Raw genomic sequence first — 14859 nt, 5'->3', positions numbered from 1 at the left:
ACTGCCGCCCTCGCTCCACTCGTACCCAAGGTCCCGCCATGGCTGCTGCCATCCGCCACGACTGGCAACACGACGAACTGCAGGCGCTGTTCGATCTGCCGTTTCCCGAGCTGCTGTTCCGCGCCGCCGCGGTGCACCGCGAGCACTTCGATCCGGCGCAGGTGCAGGTGTCCACGCTGTTGTCGGTGAAGACCGGAGGCTGCCCGGAAGACTGCGCGTACTGCCCGCAGGCGCAGCGCTACAGCACCGGGGTGAACGCGCAGAAGCTGATGGAGACCGACGCGGTGCTGGCCAAGGCGCGCCAGGCCAAGGCCGCCGGTGCATCGCGCTTCTGCATGGGCGCCGCGTGGCGATCGCCGAAGGACCGCGACATTCCGAAGGTGGCGGCGATGATCGCCGGGGTGAAGGCACTGGGGCTGGAGACCTGCGCCACGCTGGGCATGCTCAGCGGCGAGCAGGCGCGTGCGCTGAAGGATGCGGGCCTGGACTACTACAACCACAACCTCGACACCGCGCCAGACTACTACGATTCGATCATCCACACGCGCCAGTACCAGGACCGCCTGAATACGCTGGAGCACGTGCGCGATGCCGGCCTGAAGACCTGCTGCGGCGGCATCGTCGGCATGGGCGAGACGCGCGCGCAGCGCGTCGGCCTGCTGCTGGCGCTGGCCACGCTGCCGGCACATCCCGATTCGGTGCCGATCAACAAGCTGGTGCAGGTGGCGGGCACGCCGCTGCATGGCAGCGCCGAGCTGGACCCGTTCGAGTTCGTGCGCATGATCGCGGTGGCACGCATCGCCATGCCACGCTCGATGGTGCGGCTGTCGGCCGGGCGCGAGGCGATGAGCGACGAGCTTCAGGCGCTGTGTTTCCTGGCCGGTGCCAATTCGATCTTCTATGGCGACAAGCTGCTGACCACCGGCAACCCGGAGAGCGAACGCGACCTGGCTTTGTTCGCCCGGCTGGGCCTGCAGCCGATGGCGGTGCAGGTGGATGCCGAGGGCCACGACCACGGCGGCACCGTGCACGCCGATATCAGTGCCGATACGCCCGGCTGTGGCTGCGCTCACGCGGCCTGAGACGGGCCGCAAGCAGGCGCCGCGGCAACGCGCTACCCTAGCCGCCCCGTCGACGCATTCAGCCACCATGGCCCGCCCCGACCTGACCGCCCGCCTCCACGCCCAGCGCGCCCTGCGCGATGCCCAAGGCCGTCGCCGCCCGCGACGCACGGTCACCCGTCGCGATGGCGTGCGCCTGGAAGTGGACGGCCAGTGGCTGACCGGCTTCTGCAGCAACGACTACCTCGGCCTGGCCCAGCAGTTCAGCGTGGTCAACGCGCTGCAGGACGCCGCCGCACGCGAAGGCGCTGGCGCCGGTGCCTCGCACCTGGTCTGCGGCCATCATGCCCTGCATGAGGCGCTGGAACGCGAGGTGGCCGAATGGCTTGGCTATCCGCGTGCGCTGCTGTTCGGCAGTGGCTTCGCCGCCAACCTGGCGGTGCAGCAGGCGCTGCTGAGCGAAGAGAACGATGTCTGCGTACAGGACAAGCTCAACCACGCCAGCCTGCTCGATGCCACCCGGTTGGCCGGTGCACGCCTGCGCCGTTATCCGCATCTGGATGCGGAAGGCGCAATGCGTCAGCTCAAGCATGCGCCCGATGGCGCGGCAATGCTGGCCACCGATGGTGTTTTCAGCATGGATGGCGACATCGCGCCGCTGCGTGCATTGTCGCTTGTGGCACGCCTGCAGCAGGCGCTGTTCTATGTGGATGATGCGCACGGTGTAGGCGTGGTCGGTGATGGCCGTGGTGCCGTGGCCGCCGCCGGACTGGGCGTGGACGATGTGCCGCTGCAGCTGGTCACGCTGGGCAAGGCACTGGGCGGTTCCGGTGCACTGGTGCTGGGCCGCGACGACCTGATCGAGCATCTGGCCGAGACCGCACGCCCGTACATCTACACCACCGCCGTGCCACCAGCGATGGCCGCCGCTGCGCTTGAAGCGGTGCGCCTGGCGCGCAGGGACAACTGGCGCCGTTCCAAACTGGCAGACCTGATCGCGCTGTTCCGCAGCGAAGCACGCCGCCATGGGCTGGACCTGATGGCTTCGGACACGCCGATCCAACCGCTGCTGTGCGGCGATGACCACACCGCCGTGGCCATGTCCACGGCGCTGGAACAGGCCGGCTGGCTGGTCGGTGCGATCCGCCCGCCGACCGTGCCGGAAGGCAAGGCGCGCCTGCGGGTGACACTGTCTGCGCTGCACACGCCGGAACAGGTGCGGGGGCTGGTCGAGGCCATCGCCAGCGCGCGCGAACGCGTGGCCCTGGCCGTGCGTGAAGCCGCGCCACCGCCGCTGCCTGTCTTTGCCTGAGTTCCGTGTCGTTGCCCATGCATATTGACGTCACCGGCCGTGGGCCGGACCTGGTGCTGATCCACGGTTGGGCCCTGCAGGGCGGCGTGTTCGCGCCGCTGGTGCAGCGGCTTGCGGACCAGTTCACCCTGCACCTTGTCGACCTGCCCGGCCATGGGCACAGCCGCGAGGACACCACGCCGCTGCGCCTGCCGTTCGTGGTCGGTGCCATTGCCGCGGCTACGCCGCCGGCGGTGTGGTGCGGCTGGTCACTGGGCGGCCTGTTCGCATTGCACGCGGCGGCCACGCTGCCAAAGGTGCGCGGGCTGGCGATGATCGCCGCCACGCCGCGCTTCGTGCGAGGCGATGACTGGCCGCACGCGGTGGAGCCGGCGGTGTTCGAGCAGTTCGGCCGCGAGCTGGCGACCGACTTCGGCGGCACGCTGGAACGCTTCCTCGCGCTGGACGTAATGGGCTCGGCACACGCCCGCGAGGAGCTGCGCACCCTGCGCCAGCGCCTGGTCGAGCGCGGTGCGCCCACCGAACGCGCCCTGCTGGAAGGCCTGCGCCTGCTCGAAAGCACTGACCTGCGCGGCGCACTGCCAACGCTGGGCAAGCCCAGCCTGTGGATCGCCGGCCAGCGTGACCGGCTGGTGTCTCCGGTGGCGATGCAGGCCGCCGCAGCACTGGCCCCGGGTGCGCAGGCGCTGACCATCGCCCACGGCGGCCACGCGCCGTTCCTTGGCCATGCCGACGAAGTAGCCGCCGCCCTGCAACACTTCGTTGCCGCCCTGTCGCCGGCTGATGGCGGACAATGAGCGCCTTCCGAATTCCGCAGGACTGACGCATGGATCTGGGCATCAACGGCCGCTGGGCACTGGTCTGCGGCGCCAGCAAGGGATTGGGCCTGGGTTGCGCGCGTGCGCTGGTGCGCGAGGGCGTCAACGTGGTGATCGTGGCCCGTGGTGACGCTGCGCTGCAGGCCGCCGCTGAAGAACTGCGTGCCGTGCCCGGCGCTGCCGATGTGCGCGCGGTTGCCGCCGATGTCACCACCGAGGCCGGCCGTGCTGCGGCACTGGCCGCATGCCCGCAGATGGACATCCTGGTCACCAATGCCGGTGGTCCGCCGCCCGGTGATTTCCGCAATTTCGAACGCGACGACTGGATTGCCGCGCTGGACGCCAACATGCTGGCGCCGATCGCGCTGATCCGCGCCACCGTCGACGCGATGATCGAGCGCGGTTTCGGCCGCATTGTCAACATCACCTCGTCGGCGGTGAAGGCCCCGATCGACATCCTGGCGCTGTCCAACGGCGCGCGCAGCGGCCTGACCGGTTTCGTCGCCGGCCTGTCGCGCCGCACCGTGGCCCACAACGTCACCATCAACAACCTGCTGCCCGGCCAGTTCGACACCGACCGCCTGCGCGCCAACTTCGCCCACAGCGCGGGCAAGGACGGCGATGCTGGCGAAGTGGCCGAGCGCCGCCGCCAGCAGATTCCCGCCGGCCGCTTCGGCACGCCGGACGAGTTCGGCGCCGCCTGCGCCTTCCTGTGCAGTGCGCAGGCCGGTTACCTCACCGGGCAGAACCTGCTGATCGACGGCGGCGCCTACCCCGGTACGTTCTAAGAGACTTTCGCAATGCCGTCCCACTTCGATGCCCGCCACGTCCGCCGCGCGTTCGCGCGTGCCGCCAGCAGCTACGACGCCGCCGCCGCCCTGCAGCGCGAGGTGCAGTCGCGGCTGATCGAATCGCTGGACTACCTGGAGGCACGCAAGCCCGAGGTGGTGCTGGACATCGGCGCGGGTACCGGCCATGCCAGCGCGTTGATGAAGAAGCGCTGGCCGAAGGCGCAGGTGATCGCGCTGGATGTGGCGCTGCCGATGCTGGACCAGGCCAAGCGCCAGGCCGGGTGGTGGAAGCCGTTCCAGCGCCTGTGCGGCGATGCCGCCGCGCTGCCGCTGGCCGACAACAGCGTGGATGTGATCTTCAGCAACCTGTGCCTGCAGTGGGTGGACGACCTGCCGGCGGTGTTCGCCGGATTCCGTCGCGTGCTCAAGCCCGGGGGCCTGCTGCTGTGCTCGACCTTCGGCCCGGAAACCCTGGTGGAACTCAACGAAGCGTTCGCCGCCGCCGATGATCGTCCGCACGTGAGCCGCTTCGCGCAGATCGCCCAGTTCGGCGACGCGCTGATGATGGCCGGCTTCCGCGACCCGGTGCTGGACCGCGATCTGTTCACCCTGACCTACGACGACCTGCCCTCGCTGATGCGCGAGCTGCGCGCGATGGGTGCGACCAACGCGCGGGTGGACCGCCGCCACACACTGACCGGGCGTGGCCGTTTCGCGGCGGCGGCGGCGGCGTACGAGCCGATGCGGCGCGCCGACGGCAAGCTGCCCAGCAGCTGGGAAGTGATCTATGCCCACGCCTGGGCACCGGACCCGGGCGCGCCGATCCGCGAAGGCGGGCATGACGTCGCCTCGGTGCCGGTGTCGGCGATTCCGATCCGCCGCAAGCAGACCTGATCGTCTGGTAGTGCCGGCCGCTGGCCGGCAACCTCACGATTCCTTGGTGGGCATCTGCCGGCCAGCGGCCGGCACTACCAAATGCGACGCCATACGCGAATCGCTCTGGTGGATGCCGAACTTGGTCGGCACAGTGCCGGCAGCATCGCGATCTGACAGGTTGTACCGACCAAGGTCGGCACCCACCAAATTCGGGCGGTGTCGGCGATTCCGATCCGCCGCAAACAGACCTGATCGTCTGGTAGTGCCGGCCGCTGGCCGGCAACCTCACGATTCCATGATGGGCATCTGCCGGCCAGCGGCCAGCACTACCAAATGCGACGCCATACGCGAATCGCTCTGGTGGGCGCCGACCTGGTCGGCACAGTGCCGGCCACATCGCGATCTGACAGATGGTGCCAACCAAGGTTGGCACCTGCCAATTCCGGGCGGTGTCGGCGATTCCGATCCGCCGCAAACAGGCCTGATCGTCTGGTAGTGCCGGCCGCTGGCCGGCAACATCACGATTCCATGGGGGGCATCTGCCGGCCAGCGGCCGGCACTACCAAATGCGAGGCCGTGCGCAACGCAGGCTTCCGCCCTCAGGTATTGGCCGGCGAACTCAACGGCGGGCGCACCAGGTCGCGGTGGAAGAAATAGATTTCCTGCACCAGGAAGCGCCAGCTGGTGTGGAAGCTGCGGAAGCGCGTGCTGGGCGTGGACGAGGCCAGCGCATCGATGCCGAGCGCCTTGCTCAGGCGCAGCGCGCGCGCCATGTGCAGCGGATCGCTGACGACGATCACCCGGTGCAGGCCGCGCTGGTCCATCAGCCGCTTGGCTTCAACCAGGTTCTGCACGGTATTGCGCGAAGCGGTTTCGATCAGGATCGCATCGTCCGGCACGCCATGCTTCAGCGCGTAACGCCGCGCCACCTGCGACTCGGAGAAGCGCGCACCGGTGCCGCCATAGCCACCGGTGAAGATCAGCAGCGGCGCATAGCGTGCTTCATACAGATCCAGCCCGTGGCGGATGCGTTCTTCGAACACCGGTGACGGCTTGGCGTCATAGGCGGCCGCACCCAGCACGATGATGGCGTCGGCCTTGGCGGCCTGGTCGCGTTCACCCACCCAGACGATCCAGGCGGTCACGCCCAGCAGCCAGATCACCAGCAGCACGAACAGCCGCCACAACCAGCCCAGCAGGCCGGTGCGTTCGCGGTGCCGCCCGCGGCTCACGCCGCCCCCCAGCGCAGCGCTGGCAGGTCGACGTTGCCGCCGGACAACACCAGGCCCACGCGCAGGCCGGCGAAGCGCTGCGGCTGCGCCAGCACCGCAGCCAGCACGGTGGCCGAAGAGGGCTCCACCACCTGCTTGAGCACGTCCCACAGCAGGCGCATCGCCGCCAGCGTCGCGGCGTCATCGACCACGATCACCTCGGCACCGGCGGCGCGCAGCAACTCGAAATTGGGCGCGCCAATCAGGGTACGCAGGCCATCGCAGATGGTGTCCGGGGTGAACGCGCCCTGACGCTCGCCGATGGCCAGCGAGCGCGCGGTGTCATCGGCGCCGGCCGGCTCGGCCAGGATCAGCCGGGTCTGCGGACTGGCGTGCTGCAGGGCCAGCGCGGTACCGCTGGCCAGGCCACCGCCGCCCACCGGCACCACCAGCGCGTCGAACGGGCCGTCGCTGTGCAGCAGTTCCAGGGCCGCGGTGCCCTGCCCGGCCATCACCGCCGGGTTCGTATAGGGATGCACCAGGGTTGCACCGGTATCGGCCTGCACCCTGGCGCAGGTGGCCTCGCGGTCGGCGATGGTCGGCGGGCAGCGCCAGAGCGTGGCGCCGTGGCGGGCGATGTTGGCCAGTTTGGCGGCTACCGCCCCCTCCGGCACCACCACATGGCAGGGGATGCCCCGGGTGCGTGCGGCCAGGGCCAGCGCGGCGCCGTGGTTGCCGGAGGAATGGGTCACCACACCAGCACTGGCGCGATCGGCATCCAGCGACCACACCGCATTGCAGGCACCACGGAACTTGAATGCGCCACCACGCTGCAGGTGCTCGGCCTTGAAGGCCAACTGCGCGCCGGTCATTGCATCGAGGGTGCGCGAGCGCAGCACCGGGGTCAAGCTGGCATGCGGGGCAATCCTCGCAGCAGCAAGCAGGACATCATCGGCGCGGGGCAACAGTGAATCGCTCATGACGCAAGATTAACGTATGCCCCCGCGCTGGCGACCGGGGCACAGGTCATGCCAGCATGCAGGCCTACGCCTCCATTCATCCTGGCCAGCCGAATTAAGGGCCGATTCAATGCCCGCGCACGAAGCTGGCTGCACATCCGTCCTCTGGGGGGACCCACCATGAAAATGCGCCTGTTGCTTGCCGGTGGCCTGTTGTTGGGCCTGACTGGCTGCACCACCTACGACTATGTAGGCGGTGGCCGCGGTGGCGGCTACTACCACGGCGCGCCGTCGGTGGAGTACCGCTACCCGGCCGGCTATCCCTACAACTACGGCTACCCGTACTACGGTGGCTATGGCGGCTACTACGGCGGCTATGGCAACCCGTACTACTCGCGCCCGATCTACCGCCCGCCGCACAACCACCGCCCGCCGCCGCGTCCGCCCGGCAACGGTGGCGAGAACCGTCCGCCGCCGCCGCGGCCGTCATACAACGGCGGTTCCCCGTGGCGGAACATGGATTCGATGCGCCGCCCGCCGCAGTCGAACATGCAGCCGCCGTCGCCCGCGCCGCAGGCCCGCCCGTCCCCGGCACCGAGTGCGCCCAGGATGAACGGTTCCCCCTGGCGCAACATGGATCGTGCGACGCAGCGCACAGTTGAGCGCTGAACCGTCTTGCATTTCACACGGTCCAAGCCGCAATCTACGCGGACAGTGACGGCCCGCGTCACAAAGTGACAAAAACGACACGGGCCGCCGCAAAAAGCTCTACGTCGATATCCGACAGGAACATCTGGATCCCCCCTGTTCCGGCCCTGTCGGATGTCGGCACCTCTGAAGGCAGACGGCCCCGCAATGCGGGGCCGTTTGTTTTGCCGGGCCGCCAACCGGCGAGAGCCCCAGCGTCAGTAGATCCACGCCATGCGTGGATGGGGCCTTTCCCGGCAACCCGAGAAAAAAACAGGGCCGGACAGTCCCCCGACTGCCGGCCCTCTGCTCCCCCACCGTGCGCCTGTACCGGCCCCTGTTCCAATTCCGGTCACGGGCGCCTGCGGCGCCAGCCACGGTGGGTGCTATTGGGTTATCTGCAAAAATCCTGCCAACTTTAGGGCTGATTTAGGCGCCGGCCGGCCGGTACCGACGTCCCGGCCCCGAATGGCGCTAAAATCGCCACCCCGGCGCCGCCCCCCGGCCGCGCCCGCCCCCAGCTGAACAGCCCCCATGAATCCGTCCTTCCATCGTTACGACGTCATCGTCATCGGCGGTGGCCACGCTGGCACCGAAGCCGCGCTGGCCGCGGCCCGCACCGGCGTGCGCACCCTGCTGCTGACCCACAACATCGAAACGGTGGGCGCGATGAGCTGCAACCCGGCCATCGGCGGCATCGGCAAGGGCCACCTGGTCAAGGAAATCGACGCCCTGGGCGGTGCGATGGCGCATGCCGCCGACCGCGCCGGCATCCAGTGGCGCACGCTCAACGCCTCCAAGGGCCCGGCCGTGCGCGCCACCCGCTGCCAGGCCGACCGCAACCTGTACCGCATGGCGATCCGCGCCATCGTCGAAGGCCAGGCCAACCTGACCGTGTTCCAGGCCGCGGTCGATGACCTGGTCATCGAAGGCGACGCCGTGCGCGGGGTCATCACCCAGACCGGCCTGCGTTTCGACGCCGGGGCCGTGGTGCTGACGGCCGGTACCTTCCTCGCCGGCAAGATCCATGTGGGCCCGACCCAGTACGCCGCCGGCCGCATGGGCGACCCGCCGGCCACCACGCTGGCCGCGCGCCTGCGCGAGCGCCCGTTCCAGGTGGACCGCCTGAAGACCGGCACGCCGCCGCGCATCGACGGCCGCTCGCTGGACTACAGCGTGATGGATGAGCAGCCCGGTGATTCGCCGCGCCCGGTGATGTCCTTCCTCGGCTCGGTGGACGAGCATCCGCAGCAGGTCAGCTGCTGGATCACCCACACCACCGAACAGACCCACCAGATCATCCGCGACGCGCTGCATCGCTCGCCGCTGTACAGCGGCCAGATCGAAGGCATCGGCCCGCGCTACTGCCCGTCCATCGAGGACAAGGTGGTGCGCTTCGCCGAGAAGGCCAGCCACCAGATCTTCGTCGAACCCGAAGGCCTGGGCATCGTCGAGATCTATCCCAACGGCATCTCCACCTCGCTGCCGTTCGACGTGCAGCTGGAGATGGTGCGCAGCATCCGTGGTTTCGAGCACGCGCACATCACCCGCCCCGGCTACGCGATCGAGTACGACTTCTTCGATCCGCGCGGGCTGAAGGCCTCGCTGGAGACCAAGCTGGTCAACGGCCTGTTCTTCGCCGGCCAGATCAACGGCACCACCGGCTATGAAGAAGCGGCCGCGCAGGGCCTGCTGGCCGGCCTCAACGCCGCACGCCAGGTACGTGGACTGGATGGCTGGTGCCCGCGCCGCGACGAGGCGTACCTGGGCGTGCTGGTGGATGACCTGATCACCCACGGCACCAACGAGCCGTACCGCATGTTCACCAGCCGCGCCGAATACCGCCTGCAGCTGCGCGAGGACAATGCAGACCAGCGCCTGACCCCGGCCGGTCGCGAGATGGGCCTGGTCGATGACCGCCGCTGGAACGCGTTCGAGACCAAGCAGGCCGCCGTCGCCGCCGAGCGTGCGCGTCTGGGTGCGCTGTGGGCCACGCCGGCCAATGCGCTCGGCCGCGAAGTGCAGGATACGCTGGGCGTCATGGTCAGCCGCGAAACCAACGTGCTGGACCTGATCAAGCGCCCCGAGCTGGATTACGCGCAGCTGATGCAGGTGCCGTCGCTGGGCCCGGCCGTGGCCGACGCCAAGGTGGCCGAGCAGGTGGAGATCGGCGTGAAGTACGCCGGCTACCTGGATCGCCAGCGCGAGGAGATCGAGCGCCAGCAGCGGCACGAAGCCACGCCGATCGCTGAAGCCTTCGATTATGCGACGGTACGCGGGCTGTCGGCCGAAGCGCTGCAGAAGCTGGAGCGCGTGCGCCCGCAGACCATCGGCCAGGCGCAGCGCATCCCGGGCATGACCCCGGCAGCGATCTCGCTGCTGCTGGTGCATCTGGAGCGGGCGCGCCGCGGCCGCGTGGCATAAGCGGTCGCACCTGCTTCTGGTGGGTGCCGACCTTGGTCGGCACATGAATCTGCCCTGGTGGGTGCCGACCTTGGTCGGCACGGAAGCATGGAGCGTCGCGATCTGATGATTCGTGCCGACCAAGGTCGGCACCTACCAGAGCAGTTCGCGTTACCGCGCGTCGGCGCCACCACCCAGCACCTTGAACAACGTCACCCGGTTGCCCGCCTCCTGCTGCTGCAGGGCGATCAGGTCCTGCTGCGCGGCATACAGGCTGCGCTGCGCATCCAACGACTGCAGGTAGCCATCCAGTCCGGTGCGGTAGCGCGCATCGGCCAAGGTGTAGCTGCGCTGGCTGGCGGCCACCAACGCGCGTTGCGCATCGATCTGCGCGGCCAGGTGATCACGCGTGGCCAGCGCATCGGCCACTTCGCTGAAGGCCTGCTGGATCGCCTTCTCGTACTGCGCGATGCCGATGTCCTTGCCGATCTTCGAGGCATCCAGCGACGCCTTCAGTGCGCCGGCATGGAAGATCGGCGCGGTGATGCTGGGCACGAACGACCAGCCACGGGTGCCGGCCGAGAACAGCGTCGACAACGCGGTGGAGCTGTGCCCGTAGTTGGCAGTCAACGTCAGCGTCGGGAAGAATGCAGCGCGCGCGGCACCGATATCGGCGTTGGCTGCCTGCAACGCATGCTCAGCGGACAGCACGTCCGGGCGCTGCAGCAACACGCTGGAGGGCAGGTTGGCGGGCAGCGGTGCCAGCGCGACGCTGCCTTCCAGCACCTGCGTTGTCGGCAGCAGGGCCGGATCCAGCGGCGCCCCCGCCAACAGCTGCAATGCATCACGATCCTGCGCCTGCTGCGTCTGCAGCTTGGCGAGCGCGCCGCGCGCGGCTTCCACGCTGGTCTGCACCTGCGACAGGTCCAGGCCCGAGGCCAGCCCCTGTGCATGGCGGGCCTCGGTGCGCTGAAGGGTCTGCTGCTGGCTGTCCAGCGTTTGTTGCGTGAATGCCAGCGACTGCTCGTCGGCCGCCAGCGCCAGCCACGCCGTCGCCACTTCGGCGACCAGGCTGGTGCGCGCGGCGCGCTGGTTCTCGGCGCTGGCCAGCCAGTTCTGCAGCGCCTCGTTCTTCAAGCTGCGGATACGCCCGAACAGGTCCAGCTCCCAGCTGCTGATGCCCACCTGCACGGCATCGGATTCGGTCACCTGGGTGACGCCGGTCTCGCTGTTGGCATCGCTCACCCGCGAACGGGTGACACTGCCGCTGGCATCCACCGACGGCAGCAGTGCCGCGCGCTGGATGCGGTACTGCGCGCGCTCCTTCTCCACCTGCAGCACCGCCACGCGCAGGTCGCGGTTGTTCTGCAGCGCCAGCGCGATGACCTGCTGCAGGCGCGGTTCCAGGAACACTTCGCGCCAGGCCGGCATCGCCAGTGCCGGCTCGGCCTCGCCGGTGGCGGCATTGCCGAACTGTGCCGGCACCGGCGCCTCGGGACGCTGGTAGTGTGGGGCCATGCTCACGCAGCCGCCCAGCACGGCGGTCATCGTTGCGGCCGCCAGGGCGCGCAGCAGCATCGGCTTCATGGGCTTGTCTCCGGGACAGTGGCGTCGGCCGGCGCGCGGCCCGGGAACAGGCGGCGCACCAGCAGGTAGAACAACGGCACGAAGAACATGCCCAGCACCATCGAGGCCACCGTACCACCGGCCACGCCGGTACCCAGCGAACGGCGCGCAGCCGAACCGGCGCCGGTGGCAAATACCAGCGGCAACACGCCCATCAGGAACGCCAGCGAAGTCATCACGATCGGCCGCAGCCGCAGGTAGACCGCCTGCAGGATTGCGTCGCGGGTACTCCTGCCCTGCTGTTCGAGGATGCGCGCGAACTCGACGATCAGGATGCCGTTCTTCGCTGCCAGACCAATCGTGGTCAGCAGGCCGACCTGGAAGTACACGTCGTTGTTGAGGCCACGCAGGTTCATCATCAGCACCGCACCGAACACGCCCACCGGCACCGCCAGCATCACCGCAAACGGCACCGCCCAGCTTTCATACAGCGCGGCCAGGCACAGGAACACGAACAGCAGCGAGATGGCATACAGCATCGGCGCCTGGTTGCCCGACAGCTGTTCCTGGTAGGCCATGTCCGACCAGGCGTGACTGAAGCCTTCCGGCAGCGTGTCGGCCAGGCGCGCGATCTCGGCCATCGCCTCGCCGGAGCTGACGCCCGGTGCCGGCTGGCCGGTGATTTCCATCGCCGAGATGCCGTTGTAGCGCTGCAGTGCGGCCGGCGCACTGGTCCAATGCGTGCTGATCAGCGACGACAGCGGCACCATCTGCCCGGCCTGGTTGCGCACGCTCCAGCGCTCGATGTCCTGCGGCTGCATGCGTGCTTCGGCGGTGCCCTGGATGAACACCTTCTTGATGCGGCCCTTGTAGATGAAGTTGTTGACGAAGTCGCCGCCCAACGCCGCGTTCAAGGTGTCATTGACGTCCTGCGGGTTCACGCCCATCGCCTGCACCTTGGCGTCGTCCACCTTCACGGCGTATACCGGCGCGTCTTCCAGGCTGGCGTAGCGCACGTTGACCAGCTTCGGGTCCTTGGCGGCTTCCTTCAGCAGCGTGTTGCGCGCGGCCACGGCGGCGGCATGGCCGGCACCGCCTTCGTCCTGCAGTTCCAGGGTGAAACCGCCCGCATCGCCGAGGCCAAGGATGGCGGGTGGCGAGGTGATGAACACCTGCGCATCGGGCACGCTGGCCATCGCCCGCGTCAACCGTGCGGCGATGGTATCGGCATCTTCCTTGCGGTCATCCCAGTCCTTCAGCCGGATGAAGGCCTGGCCGACGTTCTGGCCGCTGCCGGTAACACTGAAACCGGCGGTGGCCTGGATCGAGAGCACGCCGTCGTCCTTCACCGCGACGGCACTCAGACGATCCATCACCGCCCGCGTCTGCTCCAGCGTGGAACCGGCCGGCAGCTTCACCAGCGCGTTGAGCATGCCCTGGTCTTCATCGGGCAGGAACGCGCCCGGCAGGTGCCACAGCAACAGGCCGGTGGCCACGCTCAGCACCAGGTAGAACAGCACGCCCAGCGAGCGGCGGCCGAGGAAACGATCCACGCGGTGACGCAAGCCGTTGGAGGTGCGCTCGAAGCGGTGGTTGAACCAGATGAAGAACTTGCCCAGCAGGCTCGGCTCGCCACCGTGGTCGCCATGCGGATGGCCGCCCTTGGGAATCTGGTGCAGGATGCTGCCACACAGTGCCGGGGTGATGGTCATCGCCACCAGCACCGACAGGATCATCGCGGCGGCGATGGTCACCGAGAACTGGCGATAGATCACCCCGGTTACACCGCTGAAGAACGCCATCGGCAGGAACACCGCGGTCAGCACCAGCACGATGCCGACCAGCGCGCCGGTGATCTGGCCCATCGCCTTCAGCGTGGCCGGCTTCGGCGCCAGCCCTTCGAAGGTCATCACCCGCTCTACGTTCTCCACCACCACGATGGCATCGTCCACCAGCAGGCCGATGGCCAGCACCAGTGCGAACATGGTCAGGGTGTTGATCGAATACCCGAATGCAGCCAGCACGCCGAACGTGCCCAGCAGCACCGCCGGCACCGCGATGGTCGGGATCAGCGTGGCGCGCCAGTTCTGCAGGAACAGGTACATCACCAGCACCACCAGGATGATCGCTTCGATCAGGGTGATCACCACTTCCTTCAGCGAAATGGTCACGAACGGCGTGGTGGTGAAGGCCACGTGGGCGGTGTAGCCATGCGGCCAGTACTTCTGCAGCTGCTGAAGCCGTGCATCGATGGCCTTGGAGACGGCGATCGCGTTGGCACCGGCATTGAGTTCAATGCCCAGCGACGCCGACGGCTTGCCATTGAAGGTGCTGATGCTGTCGTAGCTTTCCGGCCCGAGGCCGATCCTCGCCACGTCGCCCAGACGCACCACGCTGCCGTTGGCATCGGCCTTGAGCACCACCTGCGCGAACTGCTCGGGCGTGTGCAGGCGGCTGCGCGCGGTTACCGTGGCGTCGAGCTGCTGGCCCTTCAGCGCCGGCTGGCCACCCAGCTCACCGGCGGAGACATCGGTGTTCTGTGCCTGCAGTGCGGTCTCGATGTCCGAGGGCATCAGCGCGTACTGGCGCATCTTCTCCGGATCCAGCCAGATGCGCATGGCGTATTCCTGGCCGATCGGCTGGATGTTGCCGACACCGCTGACGCGGCTGATCTGGTCATCGATGCGCGCTTCCATGAAGTTGGCGACATCGAAGTTGTCCATGCTGCCGTCTTCGCTGGTGAACGACAGCACCTCGAAGATCGAACCACTGGACTTGGTGATGGTCAGGCCGTTCTGCTGCACCGCCTGCGGCAGCGTGGCCATGGCGGCCTGCAGCTGGTTCTGCACCTGCACCTGCGCGGTATCCGGATTGGTACCGGTGGCGAACACCAGGTTGACCTGCGCCGAGCCGTCGGAGGCACTGGTCGAGGTCATGTACATCAGGTGATCGAGGCTTTGCTGGGACTGCTCGATGACCTGGGTGACCGCGTTTTCCACGGTCTGCGACGAGGCGCCGGTGTAGGTGGCGCGGATGGTGATGGTGGGCGGGGCGATCTGCGGGTAGCGGTCCACCGGCAGGATCAGGATCGCGAGCAGGCCGAGCAGGCTGACCGCGATGGCGATCACCCAGGCGAAGATCGGCCGGTCGATGAAGAAACGAACCATGTGGGCCA

Annotated in this window: 11 protein-coding genes; 7 read left to right on the top strand and 4 right to left on the bottom strand. The window is 68.4% G+C overall.

Annotated features, from left to right (window positions below; translation table 11 throughout):
* Positions 1-38 precede the first annotated feature (38 nt).
* The 5 genes from bioB to bioC all read left to right on the top strand — a co-directional run bounded on the left by bioB (position 39) and on the right by bioC (position 4876).
* The gene (gene bioB, locus AC5P6X_RS18345; RefSeq protein WP_049451253.1) at positions 39-1082 is read left to right on the top strand and encodes a biotin synthase BioB; all 1044 of its coding nucleotides are present in this window, start codon (positions 39-41) and stop codon (positions 1080-1082) included.
* Between the two features lie 67 nt (positions 1083-1149).
* A complete protein-coding gene (bioF, locus tag AC5P6X_RS18340; protein ID WP_024958354.1) occupies positions 1150-2373 on the top strand; it encodes an 8-amino-7-oxononanoate synthase in 1224 nt (407 codons plus the stop codon).
* A gap of 17 nt (positions 2374-2390) precedes the next feature.
* Entirely contained in the window at positions 2391-3170 is a 780-nt protein-coding gene (bioH, locus tag AC5P6X_RS18335) for a pimeloyl-ACP methyl ester esterase BioH (protein ID WP_033833757.1), read from the top strand.
* 29 nt (positions 3171-3199) lie between these two features.
* Complete coding sequence (locus tag AC5P6X_RS18330; RefSeq protein WP_049451256.1) at positions 3200-3979, top strand: SDR family oxidoreductase; 780 nt, start codon at positions 3200-3202, stop codon at positions 3977-3979.
* Between the two features lie 12 nt (positions 3980-3991).
* Positions 3992-4876, top strand: coding sequence for a malonyl-ACP O-methyltransferase BioC (gene bioC / locus AC5P6X_RS18325; RefSeq protein WP_005414800.1), 885 nt, complete (start codon positions 3992-3994; stop codon positions 4874-4876).
* Between the two features lie 581 nt (positions 4877-5457).
* Here bioC and AC5P6X_RS18320 read toward each other — a convergent pair.
* Together AC5P6X_RS18320 and AC5P6X_RS18315 are read right to left on the bottom strand one after the other, a co-directional pair.
* The gene (locus AC5P6X_RS18320) at positions 5458-6102 is read right to left on the bottom strand and encodes a YdcF family protein (protein WP_024958800.1); all 645 of its coding nucleotides are present in this window, start codon (positions 6100-6102) and stop codon (positions 5458-5460) included.
* Positions 6087-7049 (bottom strand): pyridoxal-phosphate dependent enzyme, encoded by a 963-nt coding sequence (locus tag AC5P6X_RS18315; RefSeq protein WP_495215557.1) that lies wholly within the window; start codon positions 7047-7049, stop codon positions 6087-6089. Before AC5P6X_RS18315 ends, AC5P6X_RS18320 begins: the two co-directional genes overlap by 16 nt.
* A gap of 159 nt (positions 7050-7208) precedes the next feature.
* On the opposite strand from AC5P6X_RS18315, the gene AC5P6X_RS18310 reads away from it, so the two are divergent.
* Both AC5P6X_RS18310 and mnmG read left to right on the top strand, forming a co-directional pair.
* Positions 7209-7697 (top strand): hypothetical protein, encoded by a 489-nt coding sequence (locus AC5P6X_RS18310; RefSeq protein WP_049403683.1) that lies wholly within the window; start codon positions 7209-7211, stop codon positions 7695-7697.
* Between the two features lie 552 nt (positions 7698-8249).
* A complete protein-coding gene (gene mnmG / locus AC5P6X_RS18305; RefSeq protein WP_149501373.1) occupies positions 8250-10139 on the top strand; it encodes a tRNA uridine-5-carboxymethylaminomethyl(34) synthesis enzyme MnmG in 1890 nt (629 codons plus the stop codon).
* Positions 10140-10289: 150 nt separating this feature from the next.
* On the opposite strand, the gene smeC is transcribed toward mnmG, so the two are convergent.
* Together smeC and smeB are read right to left on the bottom strand one after the other, a co-directional pair.
* A complete protein-coding gene (gene smeC, locus AC5P6X_RS18300; protein ID WP_187757468.1) occupies positions 10290-11705 on the bottom strand; it encodes a multidrug efflux transporter outer membrane subunit SmeC in 1416 nt (471 codons plus the stop codon).
* Positions 11702-14851, bottom strand: a complete 3150-nt coding sequence (smeB, locus tag AC5P6X_RS18295; RefSeq protein WP_149501374.1) for a multidrug efflux RND transporter permease subunit SmeB — start codon at positions 14849-14851, stop codon at positions 11702-11704. The genes smeC and smeB overlap by 4 nt, the downstream gene beginning before the upstream one ends.
* Positions 14852-14859 lie beyond the last annotated feature (8 nt).

The organism is Stenotrophomonas sp. YJH_SMC_40, assembly GCF_059368615.1.
The sequence above is the reverse complement of the archived record's forward strand: the minus strand, read 5'-3'. Positions and strand labels throughout refer to the sequence as shown.